Here is a 21,343-nt window from a genome sequence, read left to right as displayed (position 1 = left end):
GTGGAACAGGCGGGCGATCAGGTCCGACACCCGCGCCAACGTCCAGCGTTGATCGTCACCGAACCCGTGCGCGGACGGCCCCTCATCCAGGGCGTCGGCCAGACGCCGCAGCCGAGGCTCGTCGAGGCGGCACCGGGAACCACCGGGCCCTTTCGATGCCAGGGCGTCCTCACCTCCGGCCCGCCACTGCTGCCGCCAGCCGTACACGGCGGTCTGCGAGACCCGAAGCCGCGCAGCGATCTCCGGCACCGACACCCCGTCGGCGAACCACCCGGCGGCCTGCCGCCGCACCGCCTCACGCTTGGCCCGCCCCCGGGCGGACAGACCACCACCATCGGGATACCTCATACTCATCGACCTACCCGCAACCAGCGAGACCACGCATCACAGTGGACCAAGCTGGCCTTTCAGATTCTGTAGCCCTGCACTGATGCTCATCAGGTCCAATAGGCAGTGCACCGGCCGGGGTGGGCCCAGAGTCACCCGCCAGGACCCGCTCCGGCCTCCAGTCCTGCAAGCGGATGCGGTTCGCTGGTCAGCGCCACAAGCGCTGCGGCCGCCTCGTGAATGGTCGCGCCGACGTAGATGGCGGTCGTGCCGGCGTCGCCACCGCTGGCTGCCGGCGTAGGCCCGTGTGATGGCGTAGCCAAGGTTTCTCGCCACCCACGTCGAAGTGGTGTGAAGCAGCCAGTGGGTGTTGATCTGCTGCAGTCGTCCGGCGTCGCGTCGCGCGTGCCATGGACCTATGCAGCGGGCGTCCACAAGCCCCTGCAGAACTGGCTACGAGCGGAGCACGTTGCGGTACGCGGAGAGCCTGCGCGCCGTGGCCGACGCATTGCGTCCCGTCAGTCCGGTTCCGCCACGATGATCTTGCGCATCCAGGGTGGAACCGTGTCGCGGTCGCCGTCCAGTAGCAGGGTGACGTAGCGGGCTTGCGGGTTTCTGTCTGGCGGGATGTCGTCCCATGGCGTGTCACCGTCGGTCGCCACGATGACGATGTCGGCCCTGGGCCGCAGCGCTGCCGAGGCGGCGAGACCGACCCGCATGTCGGTGCCTCCGCCGCCGACCAACTCGATGTCCTCGATGCGGCGCACCCGCCGGGCCGAAGTGCTGGCCACGTCGCAGGAGAACACCCGTACGTTCTCGCCCCGCATGTGCTTGACGATTCTTTTGATCTCGGCCTTGACCTGGGCGAGCATGCGGTTAGAGACCGAGGCTGAGGTGTCGATGACGATGTCTAGGCGAGGCGGACGCGGCTGCCGCATCGCCGGCAGCGCGATACCGGGCGTGGAGCTGGCGCGGCGCGAAACACGAGCGAAGGTGTAATCTCGCAGGCCGGCGATTGTGGCCCTGGCGCGGCTGACCACGCTGTGCAGCTCTCTGCGCCAATCGACTCTGGGTGTGAGGACTTCGTCGGCAAACCGGAGCCAGCCGGCTGGTACGTTGCCGATACCCTGCTGGTGGGTCTTAATTTCCTTGGCGACCTGGCGACGGATCATCTCGGCCCGACCTTCGCTGACACTCCCGTCGTCGACGTCGTCACCAGGGCCGTCCTTCTCCCAGGGCCGCTGGCTGCCGCCCGATCCTGAGCCGCAGTCGTCGCGTTGTTCACCGTTGCCGTCACCCTGGTTCTCCTGGCCAAGCTCGCCACGGTTGACGTTGCTCTCCTGCGGGTCTGACGCGTCGGTGCCGTCCAGGTCACTCACGCCGTTCGTCGTTCCCGGAACCCCCACAGGTAGCGCAGCTTCGTACGCCTCGCGGCTGGTGGTGGCTCGAACCGTATAGAGACCGTCCGGCACGGCTGCGAGCCGGAAGTCGACGTGCTGTGCGGAGACCACCTGCACCTCGGTCACCGCCGAGGGAATCACCTTGCCGTCGGCGTCGAGGACGGCGACGGCCAAACCGTCGGCGAACCGGGTGTCGTCGCCCGCAATCGTGATTTTGGAGGGTACTCGGTAACCCCGTACGACGTTATCCGGTAGCAGGGTGATGGACGGTGCCGTGACCGATAGCCGCGCCTGCGCGCTGTCAGTGCCGCAGGTGACCGACACCTCATAGATGCCGCCGGGCAGGCTCCGCCTCAGGTCGAAGGAGATGGTGGTGAGGTCGTGGACCTTCGCGCTCGGCTCCTCGAAGACCGTGCGCCCGCCGTCGTCGACTATCGTCACCGTCGTGTGTCCGGCGAAGATTCCCCTCCGGGACCGGGCAGCGATTTTCGTTCCCGGGCCGTGGCCTGCACGGAGCCGGTCCGGCAGCAGGACGAGATCGGCTTCATGGCGGGTCAGCTCGGTGGCGGCGGGGGTGTCGAGCAGGAGCCGGTACATCTGTTCTGCGGTCATGCCGCGGCGTGCGCCGGGGATGTGCTCCCAGAAGTATGCCTTTGTGGGAGGCAGCACGGTGCCGGCGTCACGCAGTGTCTCGTTGATGGCGGCGTCGCTGGCGGTGTTGTATAGCGGGTGGTGCCTCTCCGGCGCCATGAGCAACGTCCACCGCTCGGCGTGTTTGTTGATCACATGACCGAGTTCGTGGAGCCATGCTCCCGCCACCTCCTCGACGGTGAGGTTGAGCACGAAGTCGGGGTTCGCGTACATGCGCCAGCGCCGGTCCACCGCGCACGTCTTCACCGCGCCGGTAATGACTGGGGCCATGGCGAACAGCGCTGTGCGCAGGTATGGGAACTTTTCCCCCGCGACGGCGCGGCCAGCGGCCAGCCGTAGCGCGGCGTCCTTGCTGACATTTGCCATGAGTGCGATCCCGTCCAGCGTGCCTACGTCATGTCGATGGCTCGGCCAGGTCAGGCCGGCGCTGCAACGCCTCTGGTCAGCAGCCCCATTTCAGTGAGGATCGGCGCGAGTGCGCGCATGTGCTCCTGCGTTGGCAGTGCACCCCTCGGGCGTACATCGTTCTGCGCCCACCGCCGCGCATACATGAACGCCATGTCGGCAAGACCGGCGTCAGCGATCTTCGCGAGGATTGTGCCGCAGGCCAGCCAACGCTCCCCGGTGATCTCCCGGGACATGGCAGTGAACACCGACGCCGCCGTCGCGAAGACCTTGTCACCTCGAGCGACCGGAACCACATACGACTCAGGGTCGTGCAGGAGGCCCTCCGGGTCAGGCAGGTCCAGCTTCCGGAGGAACTCGGTGAACTCGCCCGCGGCCGGAACACCGATCGCTCCATTGAGGAGCATGACGACCACCGTGTCGTTGCAGCCTGCCGCCTTCGCAGTGGAATAGAGCTTCGCCGCCATCTCCCAACTCCGCGGCGTCGGAAAGGCACGACCAGCGTCCTCGGACGAGGCAGGCATCTTGGTGACCAACTCCGGGCGGGCATTGAGGAACGCGCCGATCAGCGCCTTGCCCTCGGCAAAGCCGTCCTGGACGGCTCGGTCGTCCACCCGGGAAATGGTCACCTTGGGCCAGCCAATCGTGAAGCCGTCGCGGACCACGTCGGCGGGCAGCGCCCACTCCAGGTGCAAGAGACGATTCGCCAGCGGCGGCGCCAGGTCCCAGCCGTCGGCGGCGATGTCCGGCGGATTCGCAGCAGCGACGCTGCGGGTGCTCGCCGGTAGCCTGATGTCGCCCACCCAACCAGTCAGAATCGGCCGCAGCAACGCGGCCTGGGTCGCTGGCGGGGTGGTGCTGATCTCGTCGTAGAAGACGATGCTCCCCTTGCCCTGCATACCGAACTCCACGACCCGCTTGGCCCAGTCTGGTGGAAGCTTGCGTGCCGTCCCGGCCACAGGGTCGATCGCCGGAATGCCACCGAAGTCAGTCGGTTCATGCAGCGACGCAATGACGGTCTCCACGTGGACCCCGAGATCCTCACCCAACCCCTCGATGACACTGCTCTTACCCTGGCCAGGATCACCCCACAGCACCACGGGAACATCGGCAAGCAGCGCGACGCCGAGCGCCGTGATCGTGTCTGCGTAGTGCTGGTTCATGCTGTCGGATCTCCTCGCTTCTGCGCTAGCCAAGATCATGGCGGAAGGTTCTCCGGCGGAACAACGGCCCCCAGCCGTCCCGCGTCGGGGTCCAAGAACCGAGGCAGGTGAGTCGCGGACTCGGCAGGGCGTATGGCACCCGCTGTGTGACCCTGTCCGAGTCCTCGCGTACCAGTAGACGGCATCGATAATCTGAATGGCTAGTCTCGACTGGTGCGTGATCGGCAGGACGGGTGGGGGCAGGCGAACATGTCGGGTGGCACTGCCGAGTTCGACAGTCAGAGGTGGATGGCGACGATTCCACCAGTGCTGGCGTCCGCGCTCACAGTGATCGCCGCAGTTGGCTCCCGCCGACCACCCGGCTCGGACGAGGATTTCCTCGCCTGGGTGACTTCCGGGCTGCCGCCAGCGTGGACGTGGTGCGACTACGTGGTCGCCAAGGGCCACAACTCCGGTGTCATGCACCAGATTCAGATCGTGGGCGACACCGTGGCGTTCGCTCACCATGATGTCCGGGGCCGGGACACGGAGTTGGCGGCCGCGTCCGCTGCGGGCAGGCACCTGGCCTGCTACGCCATGGAGGAAGCGCTGCGCAGCAATGGTCCGCTAACCGGAGCGGCGGCGCGAGGCCGGCGGATCGGCGGCGATCAGGCCAAACGTCTCAAGAACCTACGCACGATTTGGTTGGCGTACCGGTGGATGCACGCTGGGCATGACCTGCGTACCCTGCAGCCCCACGTCCTAGCCGAGGGTCCGAGTCCGCGACAGAGCGCCGAGCCAGGACCCGTGTGCTGGATCGCCGTGCCGCGGGCACGCCCGTCCCGCGCGAAAGTCCCCACGCTGGCGAAGCCGGGCCCGGCGCAGCTGACCTGGGCGGTGCCGGATCCGGACGCACCTCTACCTGCTGTGGTGACCGACGCGGTAGCCGTCGTCGCGCCGCACACGCGGGTGACCTGCGCCCGGGATGTCGTGGTTCTGGTGGAGCAGGGCCTGCCGCCGGTGCAGACCCGCTGCGGATACCCCACGGGCGGCAAAGCCCACGATGGGAGCATGCACCAGGTGCGCGTCGTCGCCGACACGGTGGTGACCCACCACGACGGTGCCGACCGTGCTGACGAGGAGGCAACGGCGGCCGGGCAGGGCCGTTTCCTGGCGTGTTACGCGCTGGCGGACACGTTACGCAGCGCCGGGCCGCTGACTCGTTCTGGGCGGCGCGCCGGCCGGTATTCCGAGGAACATCCTGGATCGCACCTATCGAGCAGTCAGGCGCGGCGGGCCGAGCAGTTGCGCACGATCTGGCTCGCCTACCGGTGGCTGCGTCACGGCCATTCGCTGGCGAGGGTCGAGCCGCTGCTCGTGCACGGGCCGAGCCCGGAACAAGCCGGGGAATGGGTTGACGCGGGCGTGCCCCTCGATCGGGTCATAGCCTGGTACGGCCGCCGGGACCTAGCGGCCTGCCTAGCCTGGGAGCGGTCACCGCACCTCAGCGCGGAGGGAACGGCCGCCTTGGACGCCGACATCGCCAGTCACGACGGCACACGGTCGGCTGCGGGATGGAGTGCCGTGGCACAGCGGGCTTTGCTGGGCGACACCACAGGCGAGCGTCCGCGCGATTGGGTCAGCGACGAAGAACTCGACGCCGCGCTGGCGATGCTTAAGGCCGATGTGACCGGCGTGGCGGGAACGGCCGGCGAGAGCCTGCGGACGCTTCTACGTCGCGACTGGATAACCGTCACTACGCCGGACGACTGCCGCACTTACCAGGCGACGCTGACCGCCCACGGCGCACGCCGCCTGTTTCGACTGCTGTGGCGCGTCGACCGCTATCGCCTGGGAGAACTCCGGCTACCTCCGGCGGCTCGAGCGAACGAGGCGATCGCGGACGCTTGGCGGGCCGCCCAGCTCGCCGTGCTGCTGTGCACGGTCGACGTCTTCCGGCTGACCGTGGACGACAATTCACCCGGCAATCGCCCGTCGATCGCCCTAACCAATCACTTCGACGGGACGGTTCGGCTCGACGACGTCGAACACATCGGCCTCCAGCGCACCAACGCCTGTCGGAAGCGGCTCGACCGCAACACCATCGCCACCATCACCCGGCTCACCGAAGAGCTGGCGGCCCGGCACGGCACCCCGATGACCGTTGACCTGCGCCGATTGGCCACGACCGGTCCACGAACCCAGGACGCTACCCCCGAGGTCAACTGGTACAAGACTCTGCCGGCGGTGCTGGCCGATGCCATCACCGCAGTGGAGCCGGGCAGATGTCCTCGATCACCCGACGAATTCATGTCCTGGGTGGCGGTCGGACTGCCCCCGCTGACCGTGGGCTGCGGCCAATCCACCGACGGAGCGCACCGCAACTGGGCGACCCATGAGGTGCGCATCATCGACAACCGGGTCGTACTAGCCGACCACAACGAGCATCAGCGCGAGCACGAAGAATTCCTGGCCGCCCTCTCCGGTGAACAGCTGGCCTGTTACACCGTCGAGAATTCGCTGCACGCTTGCGGGCCGCTGCCGGACGCACCAGAACGCGACTACCGAAGGCGAGTGTCGCTGATCGAGTCGTACCGCACAGTGTGGCTGGCATACCGGTGGCTGACGTCCGGCCACACCGTCCACCAGGTCGCACCGCTGCTGGAACAGGGGCCGAGTCCCGACCAGGCCAGCGTGTGGGCGCAAGCCGGTGTCCCACCCGAGCGGATCGCCGCCTGGTACGGCAGGCAGGATCTGGCTGGCTGCCTCCGCTGGACCAGTTACCCACAAGTCAGCGCCGACGCCGCCGCAGCGCTTGACCGACACGGCGTCGGGCCGGACGGCGTCGCTGCCTGGCAGGCCCGCGACGTGCCGGTTGAGGACGTCGCAGGATGGCTGGACCGCCTACGCGAGGGCACCGTCGCCGACCACGACATCGCCGGCTGGGCGGCGGCCGGCATTACCGGCGACACCTACCTGCAGTATGGGCTCACCACCATGACATTGAAGAGGTTCCTGACATGGCGCTCGACCGGCCTGCCGCCGCGGCACATCGGTGCTTACGAGGACGCCGGCGTCCCGCCCAAGGTCGTCAAGGGTCTCGGAACCGCGCTCGGTCTGGCGTCGGATCCGGTCAAGTACGTAATCCCCAACCTGGGCTACGGCCCGAACGCCTACGGGTATCCCCAGAAGGCCAGAGAAGTCGCCAATCGGCTGCTCTACTACTCAAAGGAGGGAGCATGAACAGGCCGCCCCGCGGCATGGCAGCCAACGAGCCGCACCGCCGCGCCATCGGTGGTAGCCGCGAATCGTCTCCGTCCTGACCTGGGCTCTCTCTTCCACTCAAGCGCAGGGTCACCCCCAAAGGCGCGACCGCTTCCTGCCCACACGTGCACGGGTCATCGTCCTGGTGGCGCTGCTGCGCGTTGGAAATGAGGCGTCGACTTCCCCCCACACCGCAGGGTCTTCCGGCTGTGTCCGACCTATGACCGGCGCCGGCGCCCGACAGGGGCCCGTCCGTCCTGGTGAGAGTGGTGGCACCGATCATCAGGGACGGTAGTCGTCGTGGAGAACGACGCGGGAAAGCTCGTAGCCGCCTTGGGTACGCCAGTAGTGCAGCCGGCGAGCGGCGGCTGATTCCCGTTGTAGCGCTACCCGCCAGCAGGTCGCGCCGTCGGGGCGGCGGACGTATGAGGTGCCGGCCTCGCCGGTGCGTAGTTGGTGCGCGTCGCGCCCGGCGAGGTGCTGGGCCTGACCGGTGAGCACCTCGACCACGACCGCTACGACCTTTGCCCGGCTGATGCCCTCAAGCTTCTCCACGGAGTCGAGGAAATCCGGGTTTAGGACGTACGTGGCTAGCGGCTTGGCCGCCTTCTCGGCGGCGGGTACGCGCTGCGCCCATTCACAGGTGACCTCGTAGCGGAACTGTTCCTCGGGATCGAGGAAGAGCGGCTCCCCCGCAGTCGCAGGCTGGTCGACGCGGCTCTGCGCGCTCTTGAGCTGCTTGATCAGCCGCTGCCGAGCCAGGTCGGCGCCGCGGTAGCGGGTCTGTAGCTGTCCAATGGACCGAGTCGCTTGCGCGCACTCAGCTTCCAGCTCAGCGGCTCGGCCTCGTAGACCCGTCAATTCGTCGGCGAGGGCCTTGCGGGTCGCCCGCTCGGCCGCCAGCTCGTTGCTCAGCTGTGCGACACGCGCCTGCTCCCATACCGGCATGGCCTCGGTGGGTCGCGCCATCACCGGTTGCTGCGCCGGCGAAAGCAGGCGGACCAGGTCCAACGGCGTCGGCTGCCGCGGCGCCACATTCCGCACACCTGGTGACGGTGGCGCCGCCAACGGCGGTGAGTGCGCCGGGGGCGAAGGCGCCGCCACCGCCGGGGGCTGCGGGGCGGGCGGACGCAGCCACGGCGGCCCGCCCGCAAGCAGACTCGGCGCGGGCTTCGGCCGCTCTTCGTCATCGACATCATCCAACCGCATCCGCAGCGGCTCAAGCGCTACAAGGCGGCCAGTGACGATCTCGCCGACGCTGAACAGGCCGCTCAGCGTGTCGATGGGGTTGGTGGTTACCGCCTCCCGGCCGACCTCGACCGCGAGGCCGGGCAGCAGCCGCACGGTGACCGCGTCATCGGTTACCGCGGCCACCTCAGCCAGAACCGCGTCACCGGTCTCGTACGCCTCGTTCACTCCCTCCAGGGCGCTGGCGAGGTCGGTAAACCGCAGCGCGGCCCGCACGTCCAGGCGCCGCGAGTCCCGGTCGTAGCTGCCCGCGACTGACTGCCCCTTGACGAGCACCTGGTCCAGCGTCACGCCGGGAAGGGTCAACTCCTCCCACACCGTCGCCGCCGACATGTCTTCCAATGTGACCAGCGCCCGCGAACCGATGACGCCCTGCACCCGTCCCGACCGCTGCTGAGACTCCGAACGCGGGCGGGGCTCGACGAGTCCAGCTGCCATGGCCGCTTGCAGCGCATCGCTGATCAACTGATCGGTGATGCGCTTACGGTCGTCTGGCGAGTAGGCGAACCGCAACCTGCTACGCCCAGGGTCAGAAACCCAGGCATGATCGACCGGGTACACCCGACCCGCGCCGCCGTACACCTGTGTCATGGTGGGCATCACGCGCGAGAATGCCCACGAGACGTCGCTCGTGGGCATCAGCACCACCTCGGCCAGGTCGCCGACCGCCTGCTTGATCTCGTCCGGATCACCGAACGGCTGGTCATACCCCGCCGGAATCGTCAGCACGACGACCGGCCACCGCCGCCCGGGCACCAACAACCGGTGCGCTAGCTCGCTGGCCTCGTCCTCCGAGGCGATGCGACATACCTTCGGCCGCGGCGCATCAACGCCGGCTACCTCTCTGTTAGCCGATCGCCCCATAGGACTCGACCACCTCTCCAGTTGAGTTGCATCGGCGGGTGTCGGTGATCGAAGTCACCACGCTCTGCGGGGGCCACCCGAGGCGGTGACCAGAAGGGGTATGCGGAGCAATAGCCAGCTCCACATCACCACACAGCGACGCCGATCAGCATGAGATCGTCTGCCCCGTCGCCCAACGGCGCTCCGGCTATCGGCTGCAGGCCCGCCCCGACCACATCGTTGGCATCGCGTTGGAGCCAGAGCCGCCCTACCGCGGCGTCGCCGTCACGGCGGGCGAGGACGACACGACCTTCGTAAAGGTCGAGTTGTCCGGAGGTGACGGGCTCGAAGATCTCGCCGGGCGCCTCCGTCACCAGGAATCGGCGAGTCGCGGTAAGGGCGGGCCCGACGTCCGAGAGCGAGACCCGCAGCGCCCCGACGGGCGCTTGGTCGTGCTTGCCGAGGAGGCGGCTGAGCACGTCCGCCGCCACGCCGCGACGCAACTGCTCGTGGTGACGCTCGTTCCGGAACACCCGCAAGCAGCGGTAGCAGCTGGTCTCCGGGCCGCATTCACAGTCGCGGACCCGCTGCAGGGCATGGTTGAGTACGTCCCGCAGCCGCTCAGCGATCCGCCGGACGTGGCCGGCTCCCCCGGGCACGGTGTCGTACAGCATGATCACGCTGCGGCCGGCTTCGGTTCGGTAGACCGTCGCATCGATGTCGTCGCGGGAGATCTCGAGCGCGCGCACCGCCCCCTCCACCAGTGCGTACGCGACCGATCGCCAGGCGTTGTCCTCGACTCCGACCACGATGGCACCATCGAAGCTCAGGTCGAGGACGTCCGTCTGATATTTGTGGGCCAGCGACAAGTTCTCCATGCGGCCACGGCACTCGCGGCCGCTGAGCGGACTCTGGTGATCAACCCGACCGTCGATAGCCCGGCCGGCGAAGCCACAGGTCGCGCAAACGAGGAAGCCGCGTCCCATCGCACCGTCGCTGATTGCCACCAGCTCGCCACGGGCACCGGCCCGGATGGTGATCGCGCCTCCGGCGAGGTCCAACTTGTCCGCGTAGAGCTCCGCGCCGGGAGACACGACATGGGTTGCGCCGTGCCAGGCCCGGCGCGGCGCGCTGGTGGGCCGCCGGCCCGTACCGCGCGCCGCGACGAAGCCGAAGACGGGAATGGCGTACTGACGGGGTACGCCGACGAGGGCGGAGCCGCAGGCCGGGCACTCCGGGTCGAGGCGGTCGATCGAGTCGCGGTAGTGGCCGCATCCGTCGCACACCGCGTAGTAGCGTCGCTCAAGGTCGCGTCCGGGCAGCCGGTACAGGCCAGCCGACTGCCAGACCAGTCCCCCGGCGACGACCTCCGCACCGGGTGCGTACTCATAGATGGCCGACGAGAGGTCTCTGGAAAGCTCCAGTTGCTTTGCGATGGGGGCGTCCGCGAAGGCCAGCCGCAGCTCGACGGTGTCGACGGGAAACCCGTACTTCGGCAGTACGTTTCGGTTGGCAAGCAGCCCGAGTAGTTCGCGACGAGTGATCGTGTTCATCACGCGGCCGTACCGCGCGGCCTTGTCGTCTTGGCGGGCGGTGAAGGCCTCCTGCCGCTTCTGCTCGTACGTGTCGACATCCTGCTGCAGCTCGGCCCGGACCGACTCCAGCAGGTCGACCAGGTGCTCGACCCACTCTTCGGAGTCGACGCCGATGATGTCGCGCACCTCGGCCGGCAGCACCTGCCGCAGCGAGTCGGTGACCCGCCCAGGAACTGGGTTAAGGAAGTCGCGGACCAACGTGACTGGGGCGATCCCGTCGTCACCTGGCAGGAAGAACTCCCCTGCCGTTCGCCAGATGGTGCCGTGGGACCGAAATTGGTGCCGGAAGAATGCGGCGAGCGCGACGGAGTGAGCGTGCCGCCGATCAATCCGCACGTTGGTCAGAGGCACGTACGGGGCCCGGACCTCGCCGGCGATCATCCGGTCGGGCTCGGCGAACCGAGAGAGGTCATGCGAGCGGCGCTGGGCATAGGTGAGCACGAGCGCGGCTGAATCGGTTCGGCGGCCGGCCCGACCGGCCCGCTGGACGTAATTCGCGGTGGTCGGAGGCATGTTGCGCAGCATGACGGCTTGCAGCTCGCCGACGTCGACACCGAGTTCGAACGTGGTGGAGCAGGAGAGGGCGTTGACTTCGCCGCGGACGAACTGCTGCTGGATTTCGGCGGCTCGTTCGCTGGTCCACTGGGCGGTGTGTTCGAGTATGCGCAGCGGCACTGGGTTCATGTCCCTGTAGACGTTGCGGTAGTGGTCCGGGTCGGTGTCCACCGCAGGCGACGTCCACGGTTCGAGATCGCCGGTGCAGGCCATGGTGGGGCAGATGGCGCGCACGTTGAACGGGGTGAGCTTGCGGCACCTGCTGCACTGCCACATGGTCAGGCCGCCGGTCGTAGGCGTGCAGGTGATCAAAGCGGAGTCGAGCTGATGGACCTGCCCGATGCCGGCTTCGGTGCCGGCGATCAGCCACTCGGCCTGTGGCCCCTTGGTCAGCAGGCGCCACACGCCCTCCAGCAGTTGGATCGGGTCCGCCTGCCGGTCGAGCCGAGCAAGCACGCGGGTCACGAAGTCGGCCCGCCGGTTGGTCCCCCTGGTCGGCAGCCAGCTGAGCACCTTGCGGCGCGCGTCGGAGCCAGTGCCGCGTACGTAGATCGGGCCGAGCCGCGGCTGGAACGCCTCGTCGCGGGGGTCCACTCCGTCAAGGGCGCCGACGGCGCCCTGGAGCCGAATCGATCGGATCAACTCGGCGAGCAGCGCCCAGACCTCCTCGTCGCTGAGGCCGAGGGCAAGCAGTGGCTGGGGTGGTAGCCAGGCAGGGTTGCGGGACATGTCCCAGGCGATGAGTCCCCTGCCCTCCAGGGAGTTGCGTTCGTCAACGCCGACAGCCTCGACCTGCGCCCAGAGGGCGACCTGCCTCTCCCGAGCCTGTCGGCTCTGCCGCCGTTCGAAGATGCCGTACCGGTCGGCTACTCGGGAGGTGTGGTAGACGACGTCGGTGAGGCGAACCTCGTCGTCGGCCGCCGCAGCGGCGACGGCACCCTCGTGGAGCAGCCGCCGACGCTGCACCCGCTCGTAGGAGTCTTCGAGGTACGGCGCGAAGTACGCCGCGGACTGCCGGCTGTCGCTGAACAGCAGCAGCTTGCGCCCGCCGCCTCGCAGGCCTTGCTGGACGGGATCGGAGGCCACGGGCAGCTTCTGATAGAGGGCGGTCGCCAGGACCGAGGCGGAGGCTTCGTTACCGCTGGCGAAGAGTCGGATTAGGCCGGCTCCGCGTCCACCGCACGCGAGGCAGGCCGTGAGCTCGTCGCTGCGCTGCCGTAGGAAACGAACCGCGCGCACGGCGCCGTCCGGGCAGCGCGGGCAGTTGGCTGCCTTACCGATCTGGAACACCCCGCACCGGGTGCACAGCGCGCCCAGCTCGCCGGCCGCCTGGGCAGCACCGCTGAACATCTCCTCGTCCTCGTCGGTCGCCACGTCGTCGACCAGCGCCATCCACACCTGCTGCTCGTCGCGGGAGCGGCGGGACCGGAACACGGTGAAGGTGCCGATCCGCTCCAGCGTGCCCATCAAGTAGACGGTGCCGCAGCGGCGGCAGGTGCCGAACTCGAAGGCGGCGTCGCCGCACCGGCCGCAGCGCTCGTGCCGGGTCAGACTGACGTGCGGCCCGTTGGCTCCGAGGCAGGCGAAAGCTCCTTCCGTCGCACGGGCGAAGAGGTGGTAGCGGGCGGAGAGCACCGGTGTGCCGTCCTTGTCGTGGACGCTGTTGGCCAGGGCGACCATCGACGCGGTCGCGGACGCGCCGCTACTGGGGAACAGGGCCTGGGCGACCTCGTGCAGCGGTATCGGCCCGTGGGCGAGCAGCGCCTTGAGCCGGCGAACGCGCTGCTCGTACGCCAGCGCCTCGGCGGGGTCGTCCCCGGCGTACCCGTGCTCGCGGGCGAGGGCCACGACGGCACCGGCGGGGTCCGGCGCGTTTAGCAGTTTCTCGTACGCCGTGGCGGGCAGGGGTCCCCACTCGGGCCCGGGCGGCAGCTGGACCCGGTCGGCGGTGACGACGTCCTGCCTCGCTTCGTCGGCGGGGTCGTACTCGAAGGGGACGGGGAAGAGGGAGGCAGCGAAGTCGACTACGGCTCCCATGTCGCTACCGACGGTCGCGCTCGTCGCGATGCACTGCACCGGTCGGCCCGAATCCACCCGGTCGGCGAGTCGGCGCAGCAGCATCGCCAGCTCGGCCCCGCGAGCCCCGTCGTAGACGTGCGCCTCGTCGACGACGATGAACTGCCAGTGCCCGGCGTGTTCGCCCTCGAAGAGGTCCATGTCCAATGGCCGCAGCAGCAGGTATTCAAGCATGGCGTAGTTGGTCAGCAGGAGGTGCGGCGGTCGCTGCTGCATCTCCTCCCGGCTGAGCAGCTCGTTGGGCAGCGGCCGCTCGCCAGGGTTTTGCTGCTCGAAGACCTCCACGGCCTCCCGGCGACTCCGGCGGGTCTCACCCGTGTACCGGCCAAAAGTGATGTCCGGCGCCTCGGCGAGCAGGCCCCGCAGCCGCTTCATCTGATCGTTGGCCAGCGCGTTCATCGGGTACAGCAGCAGCGCCCGCACACCAGGCCCGAGGCTGCCCGCCGCACGTTCGGCCATCAGCCGGCTCAGGATGGGGATGAGGAAGCTCTCGGTCTTGCCGGATCCGGTGCCGGTGGCGACGACGATGTTGCGCCCTGCGGTTGCCTTCCGGACCGCCCGCTCCTGGTGTTGGTAGAGCGGACGGTCCATGGCCAGTCCGGCGCCCAGGCTGGCGATGCCGGGATCGAGCACGCCCGCGTCGATGAGCTGCCGGGGTGTGGCGCTGGTGACGTAGGGCGGGGTCGCCTCGAGCAGTGGCCCCTTGGTGATCTCCTGGTTGATCGCGTCGCCGATCGCAGCTTCGAGCGCGGTCGCGAGCCGGGGATCCTTCGGCTCCACGAGGGAACGAAGATAGCGCCGGTAGGTGGAGACGATCGCGTCGCTGGTGGCAAGGGGGTCGAGGATCATTCGGCTGCTCCGGCTCCGGTCAGGAGGAACTCCGCGAGGAGAAGGTCGATGGCCACGAGACGAGGTGCGCTGCGGGCGAGCGTCGCGTGCGAAGGCAGGGTTCGTGGCAGCAGCCCGGCCGGGGCCGCGTGCCCTCGGGCGGCCAACCGCGCCACGAAAGCGAACGCCAGCGACAGCGCGGGGAGAGCGAGCCACCCTCGAGTCGGGTTGCGCGCCTGTAGCGCGGCCACCACCCGCGGGCCGCCGCACTCGGCCAAAGGCTTTTGCAGGGCGCGCAGCAGCCCCTCTGCGTTGCTGGAGAGCCGTCCCAGGCCGGGCCGCACCCGTACCTCGAACAGGTGGCGTGCCGCAGCCATCCGTTCGTCGGCGTCGAGCAGGCCGCCGGGAACGACTCGCATCGCCCGCCATATCCGGTCGCGTTCCTCGGCTGGCAGCAGCGCGAACCTCTCGGCCGACTGGTCAAACCTGCCGACCGTCTCGTGCGGATCGGGGCCGCCGGCGAGCAGGTGCGTTGCCACCTCCCCGCACACCGCGGCGATCTGCTCGCGCAAATCGGCTTGAGAAGCGATGTCAGGGAGCCGGTGAGCCGAGGCGAGCATTGCGGCCAGTGGGCTCGCCGTCCATAGCCGCGCCTCGTCGGCTGCACTGACGTAACTGTCGGGAGGCAGGGAGATGAGACCGGAGTGCACCAGGGGCGCGACCACCTGGTCGGCCGAGGCGCGGTGCTTGGTCAGCGCGGCCAGCGCGGCGGCCGGATGCGGGCGCAGGAGCGCCGCGGCGCCCCGGATGTTGGCCGTGACGCCTCGGGCATGAAGGTCGTCCGCACGCGGGTAGAGGTCGAGCAGCAGGGGCGCGATGTCCGGTCGGTCGGGCAGGGCACCTGCTCCGGCCAGGTACGCCGATACCGCCTCCCCCGCCGGGTCCTGGCCGGTCGGCTGCCACTCCAGCTCGGCGAGGTCGAAGGCGTTGTCGCGGCCGGGCCACTCCGGCCAGTCCGACGGCAACCACGGATCCTCGATGCGCAGCAGCGCCACGAGGGGACCCGCCGTGGTAACCCACGTGGGGAGCCGGTCGCTGACCAGGTCGGCGCTAAGGCGTGCGAGGTACGGCGGTTCCCACGGCGCATACACCTGGTACAGCGCGGCCGTCAGCCCTTCGGCCCGCACGCCGTCGACCAGCACCAGCCGGTCGTCCTCGAGGTGCACCGCGCTGGCGAGGCGTCGAGGTACGCAGCGCGCTGCCGGGAAGTCCTGCCCGTCAAAGCGGACATCGAGCTGGGCGAGCCCGTGAGCGCCGACCGTGTCGGCGATGGCCGCGAGCGGGAACCGGGCCATCGGCTGCCCGTAGGTCGCTCCAGACGGAACAGTTTGCAGCTCGCGGCCCCCGGAACGGACGATCAGCCGCGCGTCCGCCACTCGCGGCAGCCGCACCAGCAGTTCGCCCTCACCGATCGTCTCGGTGTCCAGACGCAGTGGCTGCAGCGTCCATTCGCCGCGGCTGCCTCCGCCAAGCCGTTGAAGCGCCATGTGGGCGGGCGTTACCCGCACGGTGGTCGCGCCGCCCGGGCTGTCGAGCTGCAGTTCAACAGCGGTGTCGGTGGGGCCTAGCTGGGTCATTGCGGGCGTGACCGATAGGCCGGTCAGGGTGGGGTCGGCCCGGACGGTGGCCGGCTCCAGTCCGTCCGCCGTGATCTTCCGCCAGGCGGGGTAGGAGATGACGGACAACCCCTCGCCGAACTCGAGCGTGCGGGCCAGGCCGCGGCCGAGCGGACCTCGGACAGTGATCTCGTAGGGGCCGACCAAGGGGCGGGCAAGGTCCCGCCACGGGTCAACCGTCGTGTCGTGGTCGGCGGAGAGGCTCTCGGTGTGCAGGACCTGACCGGAATCGGGTCGACGGATCCGGATCGACCAGTCGGTGCTCACGCCGGGCTCGGTCGGCAGGGTCAGCCGTGGGGCCGTCGCGATGACCGGTGCGCCGGCGAGGCTGCTCACTCCCGGCAACGGCTGGGCGAGCTGCAGCTGGGCGCGGCGGGCACCCTTCACCCGGCGGGCCGTTCCGCCACCAAGCCGCAGCTGCGACACCTGGCGAAGGTCGGCGCGGCGCAGCGTCCAGCCGAGCCAGCCGTACGGGGCCGGCACGTCGTACGTGTCGACCAGGTCGCCATCCACCTGCAGCTCGAGCGGCCCACCGCCGTCACTTTCTTGTGGATACAGCAACCAGACCGGCTCGGGCGGCAATCCGGCCGTCGCCGGCACCCGTCGGCCGTCTTCGGTGAAGACCAACAGGGGATCCCGCGGGTCGACAACATCCTGCTCGTACTCCTGGTCGTAGCCGGCCAACTCCACCGTCACCTGGCGGGCAGGGCGCGCGATGGCTACCGCCGTTGCCGGTGCCGTCTCGCTGGTGCCAGGCCAACGCGATTGGCTGACGACCGACTGGACCTCGCCATCGAAGCGCAACTGCCACATGACGCGACCGTCCAGTGCGTCGTGGATCGGCGGCAACCACACCAGCAGGCCGCGGCCGAACGGCTCCAACTCCAGGTGGGGCCGCTGCTGCGCCGCCTGCGCGGCCGATCCGACGCGCTCCGAGCTGCCCGTCCAGTCGAGCTGCTCCGCCTCCGCTAACGCCTGAGCTTTGGCAACCAGGTGTGGGGAGAGTCCGAGTCCATCGGCGGTGAACCCCGGCTGCCGCAGCCGTTCCAACAGGTCGAGGCAGCGGTCGACAAGGTCCGCCGCGTAGTCCTCGCCGCGCTGGATGAACCGCTGCACCGGCTTGTCGGTCCCGTTCAGGCGCGACTCACGGCCGGGCGCGAGCGCCCAGGCGAGGAAGCTCTCACCGGTGAGTCCGGGCTCGCGGGCCTGGCGGTGCAGGAGGAGATTCAGCAGGTCGCCGAGGCAGTATGCGGGGACCCCGGCGTGCATGAGGATCTCACCGACGTTGACCTGCGGCAGACCATGGAACCGGGCCAGCCGGAAGTGATCGAGGTTGGCGCGGAAGGCCCTCCCCCACAGCGTCTGGTCGACCTGGCCCGGCGCCTCGTTGTGGACGGCGCTCCAGTAGTCGCCGTGCTCGTATCCGACGGCACCGATCCCGGCCAGGCCGACGACCAGGCACGCGGGGTAGTGACGGATGAGTAACCGCTGCCGGTTGAGGGGTGCGGTGTACCAAAACACTCGTCCCAGGGCGCGGATAACCTCTTTAGCATGATCCTCCGGCGCGTCGATCTCCGCGACGAGCGACACCGCGCGCAGGGCCGGCGCCCACTCGGATTCCCGAAGCCGAAGTATCTCGGTTGCGTGTGACACGGTCTCCCTCATGCGAACTGGGTCGGTGCCGTCTGGCGACTATGCAGGCGAGCTGCGATGGATTCAAGACAAAGCGAACGCCATGGCATTTACCCCGCCTGATCGGCCAGCAAGGTGGGCCCGGTCGGCCACGACGGTGGGCGGGTCAGGTCGACCGCCGCCCCACTTGGGGGACGCGAGCCTCTACTCCGTGCCCGCCCGGTACGGTCCGACCCCGGCAGTTGGTTGAAATGCAGGCCACCGCCGCCACGCCACCGCCACCGATCAGCACGGCGCGGCCCTGTTGCCCACCCACCCTAGAGCGGCCGGCGGACGCGGTGCCCGCAGCGAGGTGCCGTCTACGCGTCGTGTCGTGGCCAACGCCAGCGTCCATGCTCCGTGATTCGCCCTCCATATGAGTTTCTACCAGACTCAACGAGGCGAACGGCACGCCTGCAACGACTATTATGGTTGTCGGATTACAGCCCCGTCGCGGCGGACCCGTGATCCTCATTGCTCGCTCCGTGGTTCCTCTCAGCCATCTCCGCTCCTGCTCGCCTCTCGCCGACGCTTGACCCACCGCAGGAGTTGCTGGTCAGGGTGTGTACGTCCTCTTGGGGCAATGAGTACCGACACCATCGCGAGCGCGGAAATGGCCTTCGGGGACTCGCCGGTCGATGCCTCCAGAGTTCAAAGCAGCGGCCGTCCGCACCACGTCCGAGGCCGACGCTGCCGCCACCTCGAGCACTACTCGACCCGCCGGCAAGTCGACACTGACTCGATCTTGACTCTGAGCTTTGCGCCAGATCGCGGGGATCACGCGGACGTTGATGATCAGCTAGTGTGGCACCGCACCAGCCGGATACGTCCACACAGGGGTCTCTCGCCTGGCAAGTAGGGGGATGATGATGGCCGAGGTCAGGGTGAGGCGGTTTGTCGTGTCCGCCCCACCGCCGGGTGTCCCCGTTGCGGCCGGTGATGTGGAGTTCATCGATAGTGGACCCTTCGAGCTGAACCTCGCCGACGTGCTGCGGGTCAACGCGCTAGCGGTGCCCTACCGTGGGTATCTGTTGACAGATTTGGTGCAGCACGAGATGTCCCTCGTCATGTCGCTGTTTGGTCACACGCCACCTGGCGCGGCTCTGCGTCGGCACGAAGCGTTCGACGGCTCATCGTCGCACATCCAGCGATTTGTCACAGAGGTGCTGGCGCTTGGCGCACTCACTGCGGTAGTGCGGGACGAGGACCCCAAGCTGAGTAAAGTCGCCCATTTCGACGCATTACCATTAGAGCTTCAGCGAGTGTATCCATCGAGCGGCATTCGGCCTGACCTTCGCTTCGCCGGCCAAGATGCGGTTCTGGCCGGCGAGGCGCGGGGCCGGAGTAGACCCCCGCCTCAAACCGTCCTGACCTCCACTGCTCAACGTCACCGACTGGATCAGCTACTTGACTGGAGCCGGCGACCCGGCTGTGATCCAGTAGCCATGGCGTGGAGTTGGATGCAGGAGAGCCGAACCACTATTGATTTCTTCCGTTTTGGCGAGGATGCCGCTGCGCCGTCCGCGGACCCAGCGGTGGTGCACCGCCTGGAGCAAACATTCCGAGATACCGATCCCACTCCGGACGAGTTTACAGAGAAGTATATGAATGCAGCTGTGCATGGCATCTGGACCAGCACTACGGGTAAAGCTCGGGAGCAGACCGCCAAGCAGCGCATCATCGATCGCACCATGGAAGACCGTGAAGACCAGCTCCTGGAAACGGCGCCCCGTCAGTCAGTTTCGGGAATGAGCTCGCGGTGGCGAGGGCGTTGGCGGGACGCTCCCACCATCGCAGGTGTGCCGGGGCCACGGCTGCTTCTCGCGGTCAGTCCTGAACGTGAGGGACGGGCCACCAACACTGCAGACGGCAGCCGCCTGTACCGCAGTCGGGAGATTGGCCTTGAAGTTTCCGCAGCCGGCCGTGTCCTTGTGGCGCTCGATTGGCGTAAGCGATCAGAGATCGAGGCAGGCAAAGCTGTCGAGCGTGAGCTTGAGGCCACGGACCAATGAACCCATTGAGCCGTTCTTGTGTAGCAGCTCATGTGGTCGAGCCTGACGAGGGCGTACGAGCCATATCCCCTACTCGGTCCCGACACGCACCTCAGTCAGGCATTCGGCGCGCTCGGAGGACACTTCGGACGATTGGTCAACTGTTGTAGACCGTACGGTGGCTCGCGGCGTCACCTGCGGGCGGGGCAGACTAGGCTGCCGGTGAGTCTAGTTAGTACTGCAACGGCAGTAGGCGAATCGTCTTCGGGTCGTGCTCGTTGGTCAGCTCGTGACGGACGTTGATGTCGACCGGTGGCATGCGGAACTGGACCAGCTCCATGCTCGGATCGGGGTGCGGTTTCGCCGGTCGGAGCCGCGTCGGCGGGCGCGGCAGTACCTGTGTGGGCTGGTCTCGGGCGTGGACCGGAAGAACGGGTGGACCCTGGCTGAGCAGGCCGGGGAGGTGTCGCCGGACGGGATGCAGCGGTTGTTGCGGTGGGCGGACTGGGACGTCAACGCGGTCCGCGACGACGTGCGCAACTATGTGGTCGAGCACATCGGCGACCCCCACCGGGGTGCTCATCGTCGATGACACCGGCTTCCTGAAGAAGGGCACCCGGTCGGCCGGGGTGCAGCGTCAGTACTCCGGCACCGCCGGGCGGACGGAGAACTGCCAGGTCGGCGCGTTCCTGGCCTACCGCTCATCCAAGGGCCAGGCGTTGATCGACCGGCAGCTCTCCTACCCGCGTCGTGGACCGACGACCGGAAGCGCTGCCGGGCCGCCGGCATCCCTGACGAGGTGGAGTTCGCCACGAAGGTGCAGATGGCCCGCACCATGCTCGCCCGCGCCCTCGACGCGGGAGTGCCGATCGGGTGGGTGACTATGGAAGAGGCCTACGGGCAGTCGAAGTCCCTGCGCGTGTGGCTGGAACGTCGGGACGTGGCGTATGAGTCGCCACCCGCCGCAACGACGACATGATCACCACCACCATGGGTATCACCACGACTGGAGGCCCTTCTGAGCGATCGTCACGGACATGAACGACTGGACTTCGTTTTACTCAACCACGGTGGGCGACGGAGCAGCTATTATTCATCCTCCAAAATTTGCTCCGTGGAACAGTCGCCCATTTTCACCGATTCGAGGAAGTCTTGCCAGAAGGTATCACCCTCGGAGAGAAAATCCGCCGATTCAAGAACTGACGGATCGAGTGAGGACGGATCCACCGAAATCAGAATACCGGCTACGCGGAATCCCGCTTCCTGCCACTGAGTGAAGCTTGCCTCAACATCACCGATTTCACCCTCACCATAGAATGGAAACGCATCAGTCAGCGCCTCGATACAGCGCTTGAACGCGACCATGTCACGATTCACGTGGAAGATTGAGGTGTCCAGCGCACCAACGTCGACAACATGAACCACACTCAAGGTGCTGGTATCCAGACATACCCGCTCTTCGTCTGACCCAGAAACCCCGAAGGCGACGAGTTCACGTCCGGATCTCGTTGCCACGATTTCAGCGACCGGCAAGGCAGAGTAGAAACCATTCAGCAAGTCAGCGGGAACACCAGCCTCCAGCACCAGTTTTGCACGGCGAGAGACGTCTACTGGAATCTCTATCGAGCACAGCTCGTAAATCGGCCCATTTTTCACGTTTGCAACACCCAC

Annotated in this window: 8 protein-coding genes and 2 pseudogenes; 3 read left to right on the top strand and 7 right to left on the bottom strand. The window is 68.0% G+C overall.

What is annotated here, in order from left to right; all coding sequences use genetic code 11:
• Positions 1–129: 129 nt before the first annotated feature.
• The 3 genes and pseudogenes from AWW66_RS36385 to AWW66_RS09970 form a co-directional block, all read right to left on the bottom strand.
• Positions 130–348, bottom strand: a pseudogene (locus AWW66_RS36385) (helix-turn-helix domain-containing protein); the annotation flags it as partial.
• Between the two features lie 497 nt (positions 349–845).
• Positions 846–2,744 carry a DUF2201 family putative metallopeptidase gene (locus tag AWW66_RS09975; RefSeq protein ID WP_067363148.1) on the bottom strand — a complete coding sequence of 633 codons (1,899 nt, stop codon included), beginning with the start codon at positions 2,742–2,744 and terminating at the stop codon, positions 846–848.
• Between the two features lie 50 nt (positions 2,745–2,794).
• Positions 2,795–3,946 carry an ATP-binding protein gene (locus AWW66_RS09970; RefSeq protein ID WP_067363145.1) on the bottom strand — a complete coding sequence of 384 codons (1,152 nt, stop codon included), beginning with the start codon at positions 3,944–3,946 and terminating at the stop codon, positions 2,795–2,797.
• A gap of 213 nt (positions 3,947–4,159) precedes the next feature.
• Here AWW66_RS09970 and AWW66_RS09965 point away from each other — a divergent pair, with 213 nt between their 5' ends.
• Positions 4,160–7,168: a hypothetical protein gene (locus tag AWW66_RS09965; RefSeq protein WP_157527330.1), complete on the top strand. Its 3,009-nt coding sequence runs from the start codon at positions 4,160–4,162 to the stop codon at positions 7,166–7,168.
• 303 nt (positions 7,169–7,471) lie between these two features.
• On the opposite strand, the gene AWW66_RS09960 is transcribed toward AWW66_RS09965, so the two are convergent.
• From AWW66_RS09960 to AWW66_RS09950, 3 genes are all read right to left on the bottom strand, one after another.
• Positions 7,472–9,166 (bottom strand): hypothetical protein, encoded by a 1,695-nt coding sequence (locus tag AWW66_RS09960; protein WP_245648114.1) that lies wholly within the window; start codon positions 9,164–9,166, stop codon positions 7,472–7,474.
• Between the two features lie 260 nt (positions 9,167–9,426).
• A complete protein-coding gene (locus AWW66_RS09955) occupies positions 9,427–14,355 on the bottom strand; it encodes a DEAD/DEAH box helicase (RefSeq protein ID WP_067363135.1) in 4,929 nt (1,642 codons plus the stop codon).
• A complete protein-coding gene (locus AWW66_RS09950; protein ID WP_211271898.1) occupies positions 14,352–17,600 on the bottom strand; it encodes a hypothetical protein in 3,249 nt (1,082 codons plus the stop codon). The genes AWW66_RS09955 and AWW66_RS09950 overlap by 4 nt, the downstream gene beginning before the upstream one ends.
• Positions 17,601–18,544: 944 nt before the next feature.
• Here AWW66_RS09950 and AWW66_RS33565 point away from each other — a divergent pair.
• Positions 18,545–19,693 (top strand): hypothetical protein, encoded by a 1,149-nt coding sequence (locus tag AWW66_RS33565; protein ID WP_157527328.1) that lies wholly within the window; start codon positions 18,545–18,547, stop codon positions 19,691–19,693.
• A 268-nt stretch (positions 19,694–19,961) separates the two neighbouring features.
• Positions 19,962–20,656 (top strand): annotated as a pseudogene (locus AWW66_RS09945) (IS701 family transposase); the annotation flags it as partial.
• A 105-nt stretch (positions 20,657–20,761) separates the two neighbouring features.
• Here the strand turns inward: AWW66_RS09945 and AWW66_RS33560 are convergent.
• Positions 20,762–21,343, bottom strand: a complete 582-nt coding sequence (locus tag AWW66_RS33560; RefSeq protein ID WP_157527326.1) for a hypothetical protein — start codon at positions 21,341–21,343, stop codon at positions 20,762–20,764.

The sequence above is a fragment of the Micromonospora rosaria genome, assembly GCF_001567585.1.
GTDB classification, from domain to species: Bacteria; Actinomycetota; Actinomycetes; order Mycobacteriales; family Micromonosporaceae; genus Micromonospora; species Micromonospora rosaria.
Note: the sequence above shows the minus strand (reverse complement) of the source record. Positions and strands in the feature narration are given on the sequence as shown.